This is a genomic window from Clostridium sp. HMP27, assembly GCF_000765165.1.
GTDB lineage: Bacteria > Bacillota > Clostridia > Clostridiales > Clostridiaceae > Clostridium_AK.
This window is the reverse complement of sequence record NZ_JMFY01000058.1, coordinates 38,674-58,969: the sequence shown is the minus strand read 5'-3', so window position 1 is coordinate 58,969 and position 20,296 is coordinate 38,674. Positions and strand designations below refer to the sequence as shown.

Here is a 20,296-nt window from a genome sequence, read left to right as displayed (position 1 = left end):
TAGTGAAACGGTGGATAATGTATATGAAGAAATTATGTGATAATAGGCTAACTAAGAATATAGTGATAATTGGAATGCCTGGTTCGGGTAAAAGTACTATAGGGAAAGAATTAGCTAAAAGACTAAATATGAAGTTTTGTGATATAGATGAATATATAGTTAAAAAAGAGAGTAAAAGTATTCCAGAAATTTTTCAAAAAGGAGAGGAGGAGTTTAGAAATATTGAAAGCATAGCAGTGAAAGAGGTATCATCTAAATTTCCTCAGGTCATAGCTACAGGCGGAGGGGTTATAAAAAGAGAAGAAAATATAAAAGTTTTAAGACAAAATGGAATCATTATATTTCTTAATAGGCCCATAGAACATATAGCACAGGATGTGGATATAAAAAGCAGACCTTTGTTAAAGGATGGATCTGAAAAACTATATGATCTTTTTAAAAGCAGATATGAATTATATGATAAGTACTGTGATTGTAAAATAGTGAATATTAACATAGAAGAATGTATAGAAAAAATTTTGAATTTTATACAATAGATAAAATGCCATCTGTGTAGTAAGTGATAGGATAACTCTACTTACTATATGGATGGTATTTTATCGACAAGCTTGAACAATATGAAAAAATAATTAGCAGATGCAGAAGCTAGGCTAGCAGCCAGTTAAATCAGTTATCAAATATGTTAAACAGTATGAATACAAATAGTGCCGTTAATAATACCTATATATAAGGCCAAAAGGCTTAGCGGAAAAGCGATTGATGAAAATCAGTCGCCTTTTATATTTTTACATTAGAACAAAAAACTTTTTTAAATCCTCTTGGGTATATATTATATAAGAGTTAAATAAGGGGGAACACACAAATGAAGAAAAAGATGATTATTACAACTACTATATTGGCATTATTAACAATGGGTATAGTTCCAGTACGCTATGTATATGCTACAGGAAACAATTGGAATGATGTTATTTACCCAGGAGTTTACATAGAGAACACAGATGTAAGTGGAAAACAGTTTGCAGAGGCAGAAAAACTTATAAACGAAAAGTATGGCAAGATATTACTTTCAAAAAAAGTCGAAATTCATGTAAATGATAAGATATATGTATTAGATTATAAAAAGATTGAAGCTAAATATAATATCAATAATGTTGTAAAAGAAGCCTTTAGTTATGGAAAACAAGGAAATGTAATAGAAAAGTATAAGCTTATTAAAGGAGACCAAAAGAAAGAATATAAATTAAGTTTTGCTTATAATTCAAAGCCTGTAGATGAATTAGTTGATAAAATAGAACAACAGATAAATAGAAATCCTGAAAATGCAAAAATATCTATAACCAACGGAAATATAATGATTACTCCTGCAATTAATGGAGTAAAACTTGAAAAAGATAAGCTAAAACAAGCAATTGTAGCACAGATTAATGGAGAACTTTCAAAAGAAAATATTAAAATTAATGCACCAATTGAAACTGTTAGGCCAGAGGTTACTCAGGAAAAGCTGTCTACTATTAACAGCCCTATTGCTTCTTATAGTACAAGCTTCTTTACTTCAGCATCAAATAGAATTAATAATATTCAACTAGCAACTAATGCCATCAATGGAACTGTTCTTATGCCAGGAGAAAGCTTTAGCTTTAATGAAATAGTAGGGGAGCGCACAGCTGAGAGGGGATATAAGTCAGCAGGAGTTATTATAGGAGATAAAGTAGAATCAGGTCTTGGAGGAGGTATCTGTCAGGTGTCAAGCACCTTATATAATGCTATGTTAAAGTCAGGTATAAAATCTTCTGAGAGAAGAAATCATACTTTACCATTATCCTATGTTCCTAAGGGATTAGATGCAACAGTTGATTGGGGAAATATAGATTACAAATTCAAAAATACCTTAAATACCCCTATATATATTGAAGGATATACACAAAATAAAAATGTGTACTTTAATATATATGCCAATAAAGAGTTGAAAAAAAGATCCTATGAAATGGCTACAGAGGTTTCAGTATTACAGTCAACTATTAAATACATTGATGATGCTAATCGATTAGAAGGTGATAATTTAGTGACTAAGCATGGTTCTAATGGATATAAAGTAAAGGTGTATAGAAAAACCTATGAAAATGGAAAACTAATTAATACAGAATTAGTTTCAAATGATTATTATACACCAGTGAATGGGGAGATAATAAGAGGCACCAAGAAGTAAATTGCAAAGCAATTTACTTCTTATTTTTAGAAGCTAGTTATTAAAAACTAGAAAAGATTATTGTATAAAATAGTTGATAATTTAGTTTAAGTTAACATTTAATAATTATTGGAGGAATTTCGGGTTTATGGAATTTTTTATAAATTATATTGTTATAGAGACATTAGACATTAGGGAGAAGAAATTATAAGCAAGAAATTGAAAATTTCTTTTTAAAACTTCCAAATGTGGAACAAAAAACTTATTTAATCTTAGTAGGGTATATATAGTAAGAACATTAATTAATCCGGATAAATTATGTTTGAGATAGGAGTGGCAAATTTGGATAGAGAATTGTTACAGAAAATCAGGGAGGGGGACAAAGAAGCTTTTCAAGAATTGTATAACAAGTATGCAGAATATGCGTTAAGAACTGCAGCGGCTATCACAAGAAATAAAATGAATGCTGCAGATGCTGTTCAAGAAACTTTTATAAGAATTTACAAAAATATTGAAAGTTTTGATATTGATAAACCTTTTGAGCCATGGCTTTATAGAATCTTAGTCAATGAATGTAACAGAATACTTAGTAAGAACTCAACTACAATACTTGTAGATGATTTTATCCAAAATAATTTACAAGGGGTTATAGAAGATCAGCATAAATTTGAGGAATACGAAAGTCTTTATAAAGCTATTGAAAGTCTTGATGATAATAATAAAATTCCTATAATTTTAAAATATTTAAAGGGATTTAAGGAAAATGAAATTGCAGAGATATTAGGTATTAATGTAAACACAATAAAATCTAGGCTCTTTAAAGGTAGACAAAAACTTAAAACGTTAGTAGAAAAACTTGAGAGAGGCAGTGATAATTATGAATCAAATGGAAGATAAAAAAATAAAAGATGCTCTTCTTCAAGGAACAGAAGAGGTTACTGAACTTAAAAATATGGTATGGAGTAATATTGAAAGAGAATTGAATTTAGATATGAAGAAAAAGGAAAATGTTAAAAGGAAGACAAATAAAATGGCAAGTTTCATGAAATATGGAAGCATGGCAGCAGCAATTACACTTGTTATAGGCTTGAATACAGAATATGGTCAGGCTGCAGTAGATAAGATTAAAGAGATATTTGTTCCCAATAAAGTTGCTAAGCAGCAAGTAGAAGGCATGGATGAAGATAGCAATGTAGCTTTAAAGGAAGGCTCAGCGAAATATATAATTTACATTGATGAAGAAAGATATACTATGACAAAAATGGATGGAAAGGATAAAATAGCTGCAAAGATAAAGGGAGAAAATACACCAGAAGTGTTTATGGAAATCAGCCAAGTAGAAGGGAAAAAGGCAGACGCAATAGCTTCTGAAATTGAAGAGGAACTTAAGGAAAAATATCAAAAGGTTGAAAATAGAGGCAAGGTTAATTATCCACTAAAGGCTACATTAATATATGCAAATAGCGGGATGAATTTCAATAGCACAGTTATAAGATATTATTTAGTTGATAATACAAAGGGAGGAACCTTTGTAATTAAACAGCAGTTATTTGTTGAAGCTGAAGAAGGGCATGGAGCAAGAATGGATAACATGCTTAAAGAGTTTAAGATAATAGAATAGTGCCACTCACGTGGCAAGTTAATGGTATTTTTCAAAATAATATAATAATTCATTGATAAAAATAAAAGCAGTCCATATGGGCTGCTTTTTATGCAATTAAATCTGTTAATAAGCCAAGTAATTTTAGAAGATTCGTGAAGGGTACTTTTGTTTTATGTAGAATACTATTAAATAGGTCTTTAAATTAGGAGGGTTATGAATGTATAAAATAGAATCTCATGTAGTTATGACAACAACAGAGGATTACATTGAAAATTATGTGGATGTACCTAAATTTTTAGGTTACTGTAAAAAGTGTGATAGTTACGAGAAAAATTGGTCTTGTCCAGAATTCAACTTTGATGCTAAAGAGTTTTGGGAAAAGTATAAATATGTTTACATAATAGGAACAAAGGTTATATTCGATAAAGATGTAATTAGTGGTTTAGGGGATATGGAAGTAGCAAAAGAGCAAATGCAAGAAGCTCTTTGGAAGGAAAAGAAAGTTTTAATGGAGAAGCTTTGGAAGCTAGAAGAGGAATATCCAGGTGCTATCAGTTTATCCGCAGGAAGTTGTAAGCTTTGTAAAACTTGCCAAAGGCAAATGAACAATCCTTGCATTCATCCTGATAAGATGAGATATTCCATAGAGTCTATTGGAGGGGATGTTGGAAAGACATTAAGTCAATTGCTTGGTATAGAACTTCAGTGGGCAAAGGATGGAAAACTACCAGAATACTATACACTTGTTAGTGGCTTGTTGACAAATAAAGGCGATATTGCAATAGAATTTTAAGCTAATAGACAATCAAAAAGAACTGCGAAAAGGTAGTTCTTTTTTTGCATGAAATTTAAGTATAAATATAATATAAAGATTAATTAATTTCATAGAAATATTAAGTGTTTCATATGATATAATATACTATATAGTGGAGAAATATGTATTTAATTCATACAAAAAACAATGACATTTACATATAATAGAAATAGTTAACTACCAAACAAACAAGGGGGACGAGCAGACATGGCAGTAAAAATTGTTGCAGATAGTAGTTGCGATTTATCAAGGGAAATGAAGCAAAATATGAATATTAACATTGCTCCTTTAATTTTGCAATTAGGAGATAAAAATTATTTAGATGATGAAAGCCTTGATATAAGAGATTATGTTAAGGCTATGGGTGAGTGTGAAAATTCACCTAAAACATCATGTCCATCTCCAGAAGACTATATAAAAAGATACCAAGGGGATGAAAGTATTTTTGTTGTGACCTTATCTAATAAGTTAAGCGGAAGTTATAATAGTGCTATCTTAGCTAAAAACATATTTCTAGAGGAAGTAGGTCAAAAGTTCATCCATGTGTTTGATTCTTTTAGTGCTTCAGCTGGAGAAACTTTAATTGCACTTAAAATTAATGAACTAGCTAAGAAAAATTTCAGTGATATAGAAATTCTAGAAAAGGTTACAGGCTATATAAAAGAAATGAAGACGTTTTTCTTATTAGAAAGCTTAGACCATTTAGCAAAGGCAGGAAGACTAAATCCTATTATTGCTAAACTTGCAAACATGTTATCCATTAAGCCTATTATGGGAGCTACAGAAGAAGGTACTGTAAAGTTGGTTGAAAAAACAAGAGGATATAAAAAAGCTTTTAAAAGATTTGTAGAAATTATTGGAGAACAGGGCAGTAATTTAGAAGAAAAAGTACTTGGAATAGCGCATTGTAATGCCCTAGATAAAGCATTGAATTTTAAGGACGAGGTATTAAAGAAATATAATTTTAAGGATATAGTTATTGTTGAAATGGGTGGATTAAGTTCAACATATGCAGATGATGGCGGGATAGTTATAGCTTTTTAGATATTGCTAGAGAAAAAATTATAGAATAATAGGAGCATTAAGATAACATGATTGCAGAAATATTTGAAAAAAGAAACTTTTCGATCCTAGTAGCAGATGATTCTAGATTTATGAGATATACAATGAGAAATCTTTTAGAAGAAGAAGGATATAATGTTATTGAGGCTGAAAATGGTAAACAAGCACTGGAATTGTTTTTAGATCAGAAACCAGACATTATTTTAATGGATTATTTAATGCCAGACTTAAACGGCATTAATGCTTGTGAACAGTTACAGAAATTGCCTGGTGGGAGCAACACTCCTGTTATTATAATTACTTCTATTGAAGATGAAAACTCCATAAATTTAGCTTTTGAAGCTGGAGCTACTGATTATATCAGCAAGCCCATAAATTGGGCTGTCTTACGGAAACGTATAAGTCGATTACTATATACAAGATATACTGAAAAAAATCTTAATAAAGAAGAGGCGTTTGCAAGTTCTATAATTGATAATGCAGCTGAAGGAATTATAACTATAGACAACAATGGAAGTATTAAATATACTAACAATGCAGTTGAGAAAATGTTCCAATATAATTCTAGAGAGCTAATTGGCAAAAATATTAATATGCTTATTTCAGAATTTAATTATACATATATTAGACTAGTGAATATCAACATAGAGTTAAGTGGTTATAGAAAAGATAAGTCAGTTTTGCCTCTTGAACTTACGATAAGTAAATTTGGAGTAGGTGAAGAGAAATTTTATACCCTTATTCTTAGAGATATTACCGAAAGAAAAAACTATGAGGAAATAATAAGACATCATGCATTTTATGACTATCTAACCGAACTTCCTAACAGATTTTTATTAAAAGAACGTGTAGAGCGTGAAATTGATAAAAGTAAGGTTGTTAATAGAAGGTTTGCTGTGCTATATCTTGATTTAGATAGATTTAAGTTTGTCAATGATACTCTTGGTCATGATAGCGGAGATAAATTGCTACAACAAATTGCTGAAAGGCTAAAAAAACATATACATTCAGCTGACACTATTGCCAGAATAGGGGGCGATGAGTTTGTAATTTTATCATCTAAAGTGACCTGTAAGAAAGATATAATGGAATTCTCAAGCAAGCTTCTCAAGGTAGTTAAAGAGCCGCTAATAATAGATGCTCATGAGATTTATATTTCTGCAAGTATTGGAGTTGCTATTTATCCAGAGCATGGTGAAGATAATAGAACTTTAATGTCTAATGCAGATGTTGCTATGTATGAGGCTAAAAGAAGAGGAAAAGATAACTTTCAAATTTATACAGAGTCTTTAAATGTAAAAGCTCTAGAGCGATTAAATTTAGAAAACAGTTTACGTCATGCCTTAGAAAAAAATGAATTTATAGTGTATTATCAGCCTAAGGTTCATGCTAAAACAGAGAAGTTGATTGGAGCAGAAGCTCTGATACGCTGGAATCACTCTAGCTTAGGATTAATTTCACCTGATAAATTTATACCTTTAGCTGAAGAAACGGGATTAATTATTCCTATTGGAGAATGGGTATTGCGTACTGCTTGTGCTCAAAACAAGGCGCTGCAAGATTCAGGATTTCCTCCTTTAACTATATCTGTTAACCTTTCCACACTTCAATTTCATTTACAAGATTTAAAAAAGGTTGTACAGGAAGTATTAAAGGAAACAGGATTAGATCCTCAATACTTAGAACTAGAAATTACAGAAAGTATAGCTATGCAAAATGTAGAATATACTATTAAAACTATTAACGAAATAAAAGAAATGGGAGTAAAATTTTCTATAGATGATTTTGGAACTGGATACTCTTCGCTAAGTAAGTTAAATAGTTTATCTGTAGATAAATTAAAAATAGATAAGTCTTTTGTAAGTGAAATAGGTGGAGAAAAAAATGATTCTATAATTGCTTCAATAATTATGTCATTAGGGAAAAGTCTTGAATTAGAGGTAGTTGCTGAAGGGGTAGAGACTCAAGAACAAGTTGATTTTTTGAAAGAAAATACTTGTGATGAAATGCAAGGTTATTTTTTTGGAAGACCAATGTGTAGCAAAGATTTTATTGAATTTTATAATGGAAAACTTAAAGAAAACTAAAAATATTATAAAAGAGCTTCCTAAATAATTAGGAGGCTTTTTTTATAGAAAAAATTTATACTTAAAGGTAGATGTTGTTAACAAATTATTAATAAATTTGAGATATAACTGTTATATTGCTTTGATAATATGTTTATGGTAAGCAATAGAAACTAAGGAATTAAAGTGAAATAAACCTATTATTATCACAAATAATGGATAAAGTATGTACAAGCATTAAGTTTTCAGAAAATTTATTCAAATAAAACATTATTAAGGGGAATGGAAGGTGACAAGTAGTGGAAGTGAACTCAAAGCAAAAACTTAAGAACTTATCTGTAAAAAAGTATTTTAAAGTAGTTATTGTTCTTGCTATAGTAGCTTTATTGACTGGCTTAGCTTTTACAGACAAAACTGTTAAGCAAAAGCTATTTGGCAAAAAGACAGCAGTGGTTCAAAGAACAGTAACTGTAAAAAGAGGTAATATACAAGAATTTGTATCTGGTTCTAATTCTATTTATTTCCCAAATTCTAAAATACTTTATTCAAAAATTGGTGCTACAGTTACAAAAGTAAATTTTAAAGAAGGAGATACTGTTAAAGCTGGAGATATAATAGCTGAATTCGATGCTTCAGATTTTGAGTCAACTCTTTCTACAAGTACTAATGAACTTCTACAAAATCAGTTAACATCTAGTGCCAATAATGAAGCTGTAGAAAATCTGATGATAAAAGCTTCTTTGTCAGGGAATGTAACCAATATAGCTGTTAATGAAGGAGATAAAGTTCAAGCTGGAGGAACAGTGCTTACTATAACTGATACTTCGAAGTTAAAGGTAACGCTAACATATAATGAAGCAGATGTTAAAAAAGTTTCTAAGGGACAATCAGCAAATGTAAACTTAACTTCCTTAATGCAGTCAGTAAATGGAACTGTAACTTATATAAGTAGTGAGCCAACAGTTGCTGCAGCTGGTGGAAAGGTTTATGCTGTTGAGATTCAAATGAATAATCCAGGTGCACTTACTGAAGGAATGACTGCTAGTGCAGAAATTAACACTTCAAAAGGAGAAGTATCTAGTACTAATACTGCAGCATTAAGCTATATAAAGAAACAAACAGTTACAAGTGTAACTGGAGGAACAGTTAAAAGTATTGCGGTTAAAGAAAATCAGAAAGTCTCAGCTGGTGCTGTAGTAATGAACATAAAAAATGATGACGTAATTAGAAATAAGCAATCTTCAGATCTAAAAATAGCAAGTTCACAAGAGAAAATTGCTTTAAGCTCAAAGCAGCTTGAATACTATAAAATAGTTTCACCTATTGATGGAGTTATAACAAAAATTAATTTCAAAGTCGGTGACACTGTAAAGTCTGGAGATGAAGTTGCTAATGTTTCAGACCCTACTGAAATGGATTTTGATGTATCTGTAGATGAGCTTGATATAGCAAAAATTTCTGTTGGCCAAAAGGTAAGTATAACCATCGATGCAATGAAAGAGACAGAAACAACTCCTTTACTTGGAAATGTTACTAAGATTGCTGTTGAAGGAACTGCATCTAATGGAGTAACAAGTTTTCCAGTAACTATAAAAATAGATGGTAAACTTGATAAGATTAAAGGTGGCATGAATGCAAATGCTGAAATCGAAGTGAACAATAAGCAAAATGTTTTATATATTCCAATAGAAGCTGTAACAACCTCTGGGAAGAAAAACTATGTTTGGATTAAAGAAGGAGAAGGTAACACTAAATCAGGAACTGCCCCACAAAATATTGAAAATAAAAATGGAGCATTAAGCAACGATAGTAATAAAAGAGAGAATGCAGCTTCGAAATATGTAAAACAGAATAATGGAACAAGTGCGTCTGAGAACTATTATGCAAATGCAGTAAGAAAAGAAGTTCAAATGGGGGTAAATAACGATTCCTATATTGAAATTAAAAGTGGTTTAAATGAAGGTGATATAGTAGTTTTACCTCAAACCAAAACTTCATCAAATACAAATGCAAATACAACTAATCGTAGTGGTATGGGTGGAGGAATACCTGGAGGCGGGGTTAGAGTTCAACAAGGCCCTGGAGGTGGATTTTAATGATTCACATAACCAATATGTCTAAGATTTATACCATGGGAGAAAATAAGGTGATAGCACTTAATGATATAAATTTGCACATAAAACCTCATGAATTTGTAGCTATAGTAGGTCCTTCAGGATCAGGTAAATCCACACTTATGAATATGTTGGGGTGTTTAGATGTACCCACTTCAGGTAGTTATAAGTTAGATGGTGAAGAAGTTAGCAAATTAAAACAAGATAAATTGGCTCAAATAAGAAACTGCAAAATTGGATTCATATTTCAAAAATATAACTTACTTCAAAAGTTGTCATCTTTAGAAAATGTAGAACTTCCTCTGCTTTATCAAGGTATAAATGCTAAGGAAGCTAAGAAAAGAGCTAGGGAATCCTTAAAGATTGTTGGTCTTAGTGAAAAAATGAACAATAAACCAAATGAGCTTTCTGGAGGGCAGCAGCAAAGGGTTGCCATAGCAAGGGCATTGGTTACAAAGGCGCCAGTTTTATTAGCTGATGAGCCTACAGGAGCACTAGATAGTAAAACAGGCATAGAAGTAATGGGAATCCTAAAAAAACTTAACTCAGAGGGAAATACAGTTGTACTTATAACTCATGATAATAGCCTTGCCATGCAAGCCAAACGTATTATAAGAATACAGGACGGAGAAATTATCGAGGATAAGGAGATGATATAGTGAGATTTGTTCAAATCTATAAAATGGCCATAAAAAGCATTGCTGGAAACAAAGTAAGATCTTTTCTTACAATGCTAGGTGTTATCATTGGTGTTTCTTCGGTAATTATTGCTGTAGGCTTTGCTCAAGGCAGCACGAGCAATATAACTAATTCTCTTTCTAGTCTTGGTACAAACTTAATTAATATTAATATAATAGGGAGAGGTAGTAATAGAAATGTTAGTTATGATGATCTTGCAAAATTTCAAAAGGAGAATAGTAATATAATTTCAAGTATTTCTCCTCAGGCTTCTACTAGTGCTACAGTAAAAGCAGGCAATAAAAGCAGAAGCACCACTATTTTAGGGACTAGCCCTGAATACGCAGACATTAATAGTGTTACTGTTCAAAGTGGTAGATTTTTGATGCAGCTAGATTTAGATTACAATCAAAAGATAGCAATAGTTGGTACAGCAGTTGTAAACGACATTTTTAATGGAGATAATCCAATAGGCAAAAATATTAAAATATCTGGGCAGCAATTTAAAGTAATAGGTGTGCTTACGCAAACCGCAAATGGAGCAGATTCTTCTACTGATGATAGAGTTATTATACCAGTAAGCCTTGCAACAAGACTAAGCCAATCAGCTACTATTAGAAATTTCTCAGCCAAAGCAACTAGTGCAGAAACTGTAGATGAGGCAGTTACAATTTTAACGGAATTTCTTACTAAAACCTTTAAGAAATCTGATGCATTTAGAGTAACAAATATGGAACAAGTATTAGAAACGCTTAATTCTGTTACATCAACTATGACTACCGTACTTGCGGGTATAGCAGCTATATCTCTTATAGTAGGTGGTATAGGTATAATGAATATCATGTTAGTATCTGTAACTGAAAGAACTAGAGAAATAGGGGTAAGAAAAGCCATAGGAGCGAAAAAATCAAATATACTTATTCAATTTTTAATTGAATCCATAGTGATTACTGGAATAGGTGGAGTAGCTGGAATTCTTTTTGGAGTAGGTGTTATAAAATTTGTTATTGGAGGATTTAATCTTGCACCAGAAGTATATTCAATACCATGGATAGTGGCTTCCTTTGTAATTTCACTTGTAATAGGTATAATCTTCGGAATGTATCCTGCAAACAAAGCTGCAAATTTAAATCCAGTAGATGCATTAATGTATGAATAAAATAGCAATAAAGGATGGTGTGAAAATGAAACTAAAAAAATCTAGAGTTGGCTTGATGTTAGCTCTTGCTATGTTATTTACTATAATCAGATCTTCTTTGGTTTCTGCAGAGACTTTAGATTATTCGTCAGCACTTGTAAGATTGCAGGGACTTGGTATTATTGATACATCAGTAACTAATCCTGATAACACTGTTACAAGAGGAGAGTTTATAAAGTCTATAGTTATAGCTGAGGGTTTAGGGAATACGGCTAAAAATTCAAAGGGAACAACTATATTCCCGGATATAGATCCAAATAGCGAACTCAGTGGATATATAAATGTTGGCCTTAATTTAGGAACTAAGCAGGGAGTAAATCAAGGAGTAGTTTATGGTACTCCAAACGGAACTTTTCAAGCAGATAAAGCTGTGAGTTATGCAGAAGCTTGCACAATGCTAGTAAGACTTCTTGGATATACAGATTCAGATGAGGAATTACAGGGGGGATCCTGGCCTAATAATTATATACAAGAGGCATCAACATTGGACTTAACTGAAGGCATTTTGTTGAATAAAAGTGATAATTTAACTGTTAGGGTACAAGCTGTAATGCTGGATAGACTTTTTGATTCTGTAATGAAGAAATCAAGTTCAACAGAAAGTGATAAGTTTTTTTCAGACAATTATTATAGTGATACTACAGTAACAGGAAAATTAGTTGAAACTTTAATACTTGGGAATTCTAAAACTTCAGATGAATTGGGGGAAAATCAAGTATTAACAGATACTGGTATCTACACAGTAAAAAGAGGTGTTGCAGCACCTGAAATTGGGGGCAAATATAAACTATATATTGATGGGACTGTTATTACAAAAATTTCACCAAAAGAAAATACTTTAGTAAATTATGCTGTATCAGAGGTATCAGATTCAACTATAACTTATATTGATGAAAATGGTTCATCCCAAACTATGTCACTACCAAATGCTTCAGCATACTATTATCACGGCGGAAATATTGATTATAGTGCAGCAGTTAAAGCAATACAGCCATATTCTTCAATAATACTAGCGAAGGATAGCAATAACGATAATGATTATTGTGTTATTGTTGATCCGGTTTTCAGTAATGAGCCTTTAATATATAAATATGATAATAAAGAAATTGCTAAATTGATGAGCGGTGCTAACTATGACTATATTTATAGAATTAGGGATAATGATGGACGTAAGTATTTGCCTAGTGATGAAATATCATATTATGACAATGATGTAGTTTATTTAGTTTCTGATTTATGGCAAAGAAACAGCTTTATTTACGTATATAATAATATTGTGTATGGAGAAATTAAATCTATTTCACCAAATAGATTTAATCCTAGTAGCATTACTTTAGAAGAAGATGGAATGGAGACGAAAAACTACACATTTAGCAACTATTTTAATAGAAATATACTGAATGTCGATAAATCTAATAATTTACTTAATATTGGAAATACTAGAGTTTTTATTTTAGGTATCAACGGAGAGATATTAGATATATATGAGTAAAGATACTGCCCAAGTAACAAGTTAGATAAAAAAAGAACTTCCTAGGAATTTAAAGTGCATCCATTGTCAAGGACATTAGAAAAAAGACTATGCTAAATCAATAAGATGATTTCTGTATTGAACAGGAGTCATCTTTTTTATCGGAAAAGTTATATAGTAAGTAAGATATTAAGTAGTATTATTGAATGTTCATTTAATAATACACAAATATATATAGAAAAATATAGAAATATTTCACAATACTACTTGAAAAATATTCCAAACTATAGTAACCTGTATACAGGTGGTATATTAGTGGAATATAGTTGCATATAATTACATTAAGGAGGGCTTGTTAATGGCAGAATACGCAAGTTTAAAAGGTATGAAAAAGAATGAAATTAAAAATCTTACTAGCATTGCTTATGAAACGATAAAAAATTCAATTATAAATAACGAAATTAAACCTGGAGACCATCTAAGTGAAACTATAATTGCACAAACATTAGGTATGAGTAGAACCCCTATACGAGAAGCAATAAAAATCCTGCAAAGTGAAGACTTAGTAGAGGTGCATAATGGTGTTGGAATTTTTATTAAGCATGTTACTATAAAAGATATTTACGAATTATTTGAGGTAAGAGCAGCACTTGAATGTACTGCGTTGCGATCTGCTATGGAAAATATTACGGAAGGTGAAATAAACCAAATGGAAGAAAAGTGGATTGACTTGAAAAACAGAGCAGATTTGGGTGAAGAAATTGATTTAGATGAAATTGCGCACTGGGATAATGAACTACACTCACTTATTGTTAGAAAGTGTAATAATAATTATTTAATTGATATTATGAGCAGTATAAAATTGAAAGTTTTAAGATTTCAACGTATGTCTGCTAAATCATTAGGTAATGAAAAGGATACCATTAATCAACACCTGGAGATTTTAAAGTTGCTGAAGGAAAGAGATATTGATAAATTGTCACAGCTATTAAGAATTCATATAAAAAAAGCAGGTGAAAATATTGCAAATAACCCTGATTGGAATTATTAAATCATAAGGTTAACTCATTAAATTAACATAAAATCCTGAAACAATTATATTTAGAAAATCAGGAGGTGTTAAACAAATAAGATTAATTTAGTTATAAAAAGTTAATTTATTTATAGTTGGTTTAATAAGAAGGGGGAAATTAGTATGAAAATGAAAAAGTTATTATCAATTTTATTAACTGTTTCTTTGGCTTGTTCTCTTATGATTGGTTGTTCAAATAAAGGTGGGGATTCGAAGGAGACAAGCGGTACTAAAAAAACTGTAATTAAACTGGGGCATGTTGAGGCAGAAGACAGATCAACCCATAAGGCATCTTTAGAGTTTAAAAAGTATGTTGAAGAACAATCCAAGGGTGCAGTTACTGTAGAAATATATGCAAATGCGCAGCTTGGCGGTGATAGAGAAATGACAGAGGCTGTAGCACTTGGAACTATACAAATGACTATGCCATCAACATCAGTACTTACCACTTACAGTCCTAAATTTGGAATACTTGATATGCCTTTTATATTTAATAATGCTGATTCTGCATTTAAAGCTGTAGATTCTGAGCTTGGTACTGAGCTTAGCAAAAATCTAGACAAGGTGGGTATTCACAATTTTGGTTACAACTATAATGGTGTAAGAAATATAACTAATAGCAAACGTCCAATAAATGAACCTAAAGACCTTGAAGGCGTAAAAATGAGAGTAATGGAAAGTCCAGTATTTATTGATATGTTTAAGTGCCTAGGATCAAATGCTACTCCTATGGGCTTCGGAGAATTATTTACTGCACTACAACAGGGAACTGTAGATGGACAAGAAAATGCTGCTTCATTGATTTACGCAACAAAGTTCCAGGAGGTACAAAAGTATCTTAGCCTAACAAACCATACCTATGGATTTTTAGCTGTAATTATAAATGACAAGTTCTACAAGGGTTTGCCAGAAGATATCCAGAAAACCATTGCAGATGGTGCTAAAAAGTATTTAATTGATTATCAAAGAAATTTAGAGCTTGCAGACAATGATAAGTATATTGAAAAGCTTAAATCAGAGGGCATGAAGGTTAATGAAGTAACACCTGAAAATCATGCTAAGTTTGTAGAAGCAGTTAAACCTATGTATGAAAAATATAAAAAGGAAATCGGACAAGATATGTTTGATTTGGCAGCTAAGGCTAACAAATAAAAAGGGAAGGGAAAATCCTTCCCTTCCTCAAATAAATATAATATGGGGGATGGTTGCAATTGGGTAAATTATCACGCTACTACAATAAGTTAGAAGAGTATTTGTTAGTTGCCAGTTTGATTTTTACTGTAATTATTGTTTTCATACAAGTGATAATGAGATATTTATTTAATTCTTCATTGTCCTGGAGTGAAGAATTAACCCGTTATATTTTTATATGGCAGACATGGCTAGGTGCAAGTGTAGGGCTTAGGGAACGTAAGCATATTAATATAGAACTTTTAAACGGAGTTCTTAAAGAAAGAGGACAAAAGGTTATAAATATAATTGCATTAATTATTTGGTTTTGCTTCTGCATTTTCTTGGTTCTAAATGGAAATGAACTCGTAATGGATTTAGTTAAGAAAGGTTCTGTATCATCTGGAATGAGAATCCCTATGTATTTTGTTTATGCTGCATTACCTTTTAGTGCAGGTATTATGGCCTTAAGATTATTAGGTCAAATATATGAAATGATAGTAAAGGGACCTAAGGCAAAGGAGAGTGAAGTTTAATATGGAAGCTATGGTGTTATTTGGAGCATTTGCTTTGCTTATATTACTCAGTGTGCCTGTAGGGTTTGCAATAGGTATAGCAACACTTATATCATTATCATTATTTTCAGATATTCCATTAGTACTTATTACTCAAAATTCAATAACAGGAATAAACTCATTTCCTTTAATGGCAATACCATTTTTCATATTAGCAGGTAATTTAATGAGTACGGGTGGTGTTGCTAAGAGGCTTTTAAATTTTGCAAGTCTTTGCTTCGGAGCTATTACTGGAGGACTTGGAATGGTAACTACTGTTGCGTGTATGTTTTTTGCAGCTATATCTGGTTCAGCAGTTGCTACTACATCAGCCATCGGAGCATTTATGATACCAGCCATGAAAGAAAAAAAATATGATGTTGGATTTAGCGCATCCTTAGCAGCAGCAGCTGGGACTATAGGCGTTATTATTCCACCAAGTATACCTTTTGTAATTTATGGAGTTGTTACTGGAACTTCAATTAGTGATCTTTTTATTGCAGGGCTCATTCCTGGAATACTCATGGGAGTAGTACTAATAATAGCTTGCTATATTTTATCAAAGAAACATGGCTATAAAGGTACTGGATATTGGCCAAAGCCAAGAGAAATATGGATTTCTTTTAAGGATGCATTTTGGGCACTTATGGCTCCTGTGGTAGTATTAGGTGGGATATACTCAGGAATGTTCACTCCTACTGAAGCTGCGGTAGTATCGGTTGTATATTCATTAATTATTGGAGCATTTGTTTATAAAGAATTAGATTTAAAAGGAATTTATAAGGCTTTATATGACACTATTGTAATCAATGGAATAACAACTTTCATGGTTGGGCTTTCTATGGCATTTGCAAGTTATCTTAGCCTACAACAAATCCCTGCAGCTATAGCAGGTACACTTCTTGGAATTACTACTAATAAATTTTTACTATTATTATTAATAAACTTATTCTTACTTGGAGTTGGGTGTCTAATTGATAACATACCTGCAACAATCATATTATCTCCAATACTACTTCCAGTTGTTGTAAAGCTTGGAATGTCACCAATAACTTTTGGTGTTATGCTTACAATGAATTTAGCAATTGGATTTGTAACTCCACCCTATGGAATTAATCTCTTCGTAGCGTCAGCAGTAGGAAATATTTCTATAGGGGGAATGATGAGATATATCAAGTGGTTTTTAGGTGCATTATTTATTGCACTGGCAGTAACGACTTATATACCAGCAACTACAATGTTTTTAGTAAACTTATTGAAGTGAATATAAGTGAAATAAGGAATTTTATTTCGCTAAAATTATGGGGGGGTAAGTTATGGAATTGACAAGAGATCAACAGGATATGTTAGATGGAAAATATGGTGAGGGTACTGCCCTTGCTATGAAAATTCAAGTAGCAATTGGCGAATCCTTTGATGCTAAACGTATGGTGCCAATTACTAGAGCCCATGTTGCATTAAGTAACCAAGAGGCAGATTTATGGTTTGCAGAAAGGCTTTTAAAGGCTGGAGCACATTGCAAAATTGCTCCTACAGTTAATCCAGGTTTTTGCTTGGCATATTTTAAAAAGCTTGGAACAGTTACAGATGAATATGCATCATTAATGGAAAGAACTCATAATGCATATAAAAATTTAGGTGCAATTTTATCATACAACTGTACACCTTATTTAGGGACGAATATTCCTCATTATGGAGAAGTTGTAGCATTTTCTGAATCTAGTGCAACCCCATATGTTAACTCAGTTTGGGGAGCAAGAAGTAATCGTGAAGCTGCTCAAAGTGCACTTTGTGCTGCTATAACAGGGTTTGTACCAGAATATGGTCTTCTCTTTGATGAAAACCGTAAGGGAGATATACTTGTTGAAGTTGAAGCAGATATGAAGTCTGACTTTGAATATCATCTTTTAGGATATATGGGTAAAAAAATAGGCAATGGAATTCCAGTATTTACAGGACTTCCAAAAATAATTTCTCAAGAAGCTCTTATGAATCTTGGAGCACAGCTAAATACTTCTGGGGCATATGGAATGTATCATATAGTAGGAGTAACTCCAGAAGCACCAACCCTTGAAGCAGCTTTTGGCGGAAAAGAACCCAAAAGAAAAGTAGTTATAACAAATGAGGACTTAGAAAATATCCTTGAACAAATATCAGAGCCTGGAAATAGAAAAATTGACTTTGCACTATTTGGATGCCCGCATTTTACATTAGATCAAGTTCAAGAAATAGCAAATATCGTAAAGGGAAAGAAACTTGCCGTGGATCTTTGGGTAATGACTTCTAGTCATACTAAAGAGATGGCTGATAGAATGGGATTACTTCAAATTATTAGAGAAGCTGGTGGAGATATTATTGAAGATACTTGTTCTGATCAGCCATGCTGGCACTTCTTAAGTGGAAAAGTAGGAGTTACAGATTCTCCAAAGCTTGCTTATTACCCAAAACGTAGAGGAATTAATCTAATCATCAGGGATTTAAAAACATGCGTTGAAGCAGCATTGAAAGGAGAAGTAAAATAATGAGTAAAGAAGTATTTTCCTGCCATAAAATTTCTGAAGGCGTTGTAGAAGGAGAAGTTCTAATTTCAACAGATGATATAATGTTTTACTTGATTGAGCCAAAGACAGGTGTTTGTATTGAAAAGGGACATTCTTTAGAGGGAAAAAACGTATCAAATAAAATATTAGTATTTCCTGGTTCAAAGGGAAGTTCTGTTGTTCAAGCTGATGGCCTTTATCAACTTACTTTAAATAATAATGCACCCAAGGGAATGATCATTCAAAACCCAGAAACAGTAATTGTAGCTAGCGCTATCATTATTGGAACTCCAATGGTAGATAAAGTTGATTCGAGATTTTACGAGACTGTTAAGGATGGGGATATGGTTAGAATAGATACTAATAATGGAGAAATTACACTTTTATAAGCTATAAAAAAATTCATAAATAATATAAGAAGGTGTATTTATTATGAACGAAAGTTTGACAATAATTAAGGTTCCTTATGGTGATAAGGAGATGCGGGCATCAATTCCTGCTTCATCCTTCCTTTTTGGAGGAGAGATGACAAGGTTTTCACCTATAGAGAATTTTGAAAGGACATTACTAGACAAGCTAGAACATCCAATTGGGTGTGAAGCATTAAAAAATCAGGTTAAAAAAGATGATAAAATTTTGATATTAATTGATGATAATACGAGAGTAACTCCAGTAAATAAGATACTTCCTGTATTAATAAAATACCTTACTAATGATATGGGGATACCTCTTGAAAATATTGAAATATTAACTGCACCTGGAACTCATAGAGTGATGACAGAAGATGAAATTGTCGAAAAGGTTGGAGAAGAAATCTTTAATACAGTTAAAATTAGTCAGCATGATTTCACAGATAAAGATGCACTTGTTGACATGGGGACTATTGAAGCAGATGGAATGAAGTTTCCTATTCATGTTAACAAAAAGGTTCAGGAAGTTGATTATATAATAGGACTTGGAAATATAATACCACACTCAGATGCAGGTTATTCAGGTGGTGGCAAAATTGTTCAGCCTGGAATATGCGGCTCTGCTACTACATCAGCTACACATGTTGCAGGAGCCCTTTTGGAAAGGATTCCCTTAGGAAATATTAAAGATAATCCTTGCAGGAAGGGAATAGAAGAGGTAGCAAGAATAGTGGGACTTAAGTTTATTATAAATGTGGTTATGACACCAGATGGAGAGGTTACTGGAATCTTTGCAGGAGATTTTATAAAAGCTCATAGAGAAGGAGCAAAACTTGCCTCAAAGGTTTATGGAGTAGAGATACCTAAACTTGCTGATATAGTTGTAGTAAGTTCTAGCCCTTGCGATATTGATTATTGGCAAGCTGAAAAGGGGCTTATATCTGCATATTTTAGTGTGAAAAAAGATGGATATATTATATTTGTGGCTCCATGCTACGAAGGATTAGTGCATAATCATCCAAAATTAATAGAGTGGGCAAAGGCTTCTTATGAAGAATCTAAAAATATCGTAGGGAAAATTTCTTTAGATGATGACGAAGCTGATTTAGTGGCTGCAGATATTGCAATGGGCAATGCCAGAGTGAGGGAAAGAGCAAAAATAATTATTGTTACAGAAGGTTTAGATGATAAAGAAATCTCAATTCTAGGTTATAAAAAAAATAAAACTCTACAGGAAGCAGTTGACTATGCCTTAAAGGAAATTCCAGGAGGAAAAGTTGGAGTTTTACCTCGTGGAGGAGATTGTTTGCCAATGATAATAAGTGCCACCCACATGGCAAGTGGCAAGTAAGATGAGGT

General features: G+C 32.1%; 18 protein-coding genes. All 18 read left to right on the top strand.

Features of this window, described 5'->3' with window-relative positions; translation table 11 throughout:
- The first annotated feature begins 23 nt into the window (after nt 1-23).
- Nucleotides 24-536: a shikimate kinase gene (locus DP68_RS18225; protein ID WP_035311896.1), complete on the top strand. Its 513-nt coding sequence runs from the start codon at nt 24-26 to the stop codon at nt 534-536.
- A gap of 326 nt (nt 537-862) precedes the next feature.
- A complete protein-coding gene (locus DP68_RS18220) occupies nt 863-2,206 on the top strand; it encodes a VanW family protein (RefSeq protein WP_052085906.1) in 1,344 nt (447 codons plus the stop codon).
- A 321-nt stretch (nt 2,207-2,527) separates the two neighbouring features.
- Nucleotides 2,528-3,082 (top strand): RNA polymerase sigma factor, encoded by a 555-nt coding sequence (locus DP68_RS18215; RefSeq protein WP_052085905.1) that lies wholly within the window; start codon nt 2,528-2,530, stop codon nt 3,080-3,082.
- On the top strand, nt 3,063-3,806 hold the full coding sequence (locus DP68_RS18210; RefSeq protein ID WP_035311893.1) for a hypothetical protein: 744 nt from the start codon (nt 3,063-3,065) through the stop codon (nt 3,804-3,806). The genes DP68_RS18215 and DP68_RS18210 overlap by 20 nt, the downstream gene beginning before the upstream one ends.
- Before the next feature lie 199 nt (nt 3,807-4,005).
- Nucleotides 4,006-4,581 (top strand): DUF2284 domain-containing protein, encoded by a 576-nt coding sequence (locus DP68_RS18205; protein ID WP_035311891.1) that lies wholly within the window; start codon nt 4,006-4,008, stop codon nt 4,579-4,581.
- A gap of 228 nt (nt 4,582-4,809) precedes the next feature.
- A complete protein-coding gene (locus tag DP68_RS18200; protein ID WP_035311889.1) occupies nt 4,810-5,646 on the top strand; it encodes a DegV family protein in 837 nt (278 codons plus the stop codon).
- A 47-nt stretch (nt 5,647-5,693) separates the two neighbouring features.
- Nucleotides 5,694-7,751 (top strand): GGDEF domain-containing response regulator, encoded by a 2,058-nt coding sequence (locus tag DP68_RS18195; protein WP_052085904.1) that lies wholly within the window; start codon nt 5,694-5,696, stop codon nt 7,749-7,751.
- 278 nt (nt 7,752-8,029) lie between these two features.
- Nucleotides 8,030-9,826 (top strand): HlyD family efflux transporter periplasmic adaptor subunit, encoded by a 1,797-nt coding sequence (locus tag DP68_RS18190; protein ID WP_052085903.1) that lies wholly within the window; start codon nt 8,030-8,032, stop codon nt 9,824-9,826.
- Entirely contained in the window at nt 9,826-10,503 is a 678-nt protein-coding gene (locus DP68_RS18185) for an ABC transporter ATP-binding protein (protein ID WP_035311888.1), read from the top strand. Before DP68_RS18190 ends, DP68_RS18185 begins: the two co-directional genes overlap by 1 nt.
- Nucleotides 10,503-11,681 carry an ABC transporter permease gene (locus DP68_RS18180; protein ID WP_035311885.1) on the top strand — a complete coding sequence of 393 codons (1,179 nt, stop codon included), beginning with the start codon at nt 10,503-10,505 and terminating at the stop codon, nt 11,679-11,681. Before DP68_RS18185 ends, DP68_RS18180 begins: the two co-directional genes overlap by 1 nt.
- A 25-nt stretch (nt 11,682-11,706) precedes the next feature.
- Nucleotides 11,707-13,212 carry an S-layer homology domain-containing protein gene (locus DP68_RS18175; RefSeq protein ID WP_291550276.1) on the top strand — a complete coding sequence of 502 codons (1,506 nt, stop codon included), beginning with the start codon at nt 11,707-11,709 and terminating at the stop codon, nt 13,210-13,212.
- 337 nt (nt 13,213-13,549) lie between these two features.
- Nucleotides 13,550-14,242 carry a GntR family transcriptional regulator gene (locus tag DP68_RS18170; RefSeq protein WP_035311881.1) on the top strand — a complete coding sequence of 231 codons (693 nt, stop codon included), beginning with the start codon at nt 13,550-13,552 and terminating at the stop codon, nt 14,240-14,242.
- Between the two features lie 144 nt (nt 14,243-14,386).
- Nucleotides 14,387-15,415, top strand: coding sequence for a DctP family TRAP transporter solute-binding subunit (locus DP68_RS18165; RefSeq protein WP_035311879.1), 1,029 nt, complete (start codon nt 14,387-14,389; stop codon nt 15,413-15,415).
- Between the two features lie 59 nt (nt 15,416-15,474).
- On the top strand, nt 15,475-15,969 hold the full coding sequence (locus tag DP68_RS18160; RefSeq protein WP_035311877.1) for a TRAP transporter small permease: 495 nt from the start codon (nt 15,475-15,477) through the stop codon (nt 15,967-15,969).
- Nucleotide 15,970: 1 nt separating this feature from the next.
- Nucleotides 15,971-17,251 carry a TRAP transporter large permease gene (locus DP68_RS18155; RefSeq protein WP_035311875.1) on the top strand — a complete coding sequence of 427 codons (1,281 nt, stop codon included), beginning with the start codon at nt 15,971-15,973 and terminating at the stop codon, nt 17,249-17,251.
- Between the two features lie 52 nt (nt 17,252-17,303).
- Nucleotides 17,304-18,509, top strand: a complete 1,206-nt coding sequence (locus DP68_RS18150; RefSeq protein WP_035311872.1) for an aconitase X catalytic domain-containing protein — start codon at nt 17,304-17,306, stop codon at nt 18,507-18,509.
- Nucleotides 18,509-18,916 carry a DUF126 domain-containing protein gene (locus DP68_RS18145; protein WP_035311871.1) on the top strand — a complete coding sequence of 136 codons (408 nt, stop codon included), beginning with the start codon at nt 18,509-18,511 and terminating at the stop codon, nt 18,914-18,916. The genes DP68_RS18150 and DP68_RS18145 overlap by 1 nt, the downstream gene beginning before the upstream one ends.
- A 43-nt stretch (nt 18,917-18,959) precedes the next feature.
- Nucleotides 18,960-20,288, top strand: a complete 1,329-nt coding sequence (larA, locus tag DP68_RS18140; RefSeq protein ID WP_052085902.1) for a nickel-dependent lactate racemase — start codon at nt 18,960-18,962, stop codon at nt 20,286-20,288.
- Nucleotides 20,289-20,296: the final 8 nt, after the last annotated feature.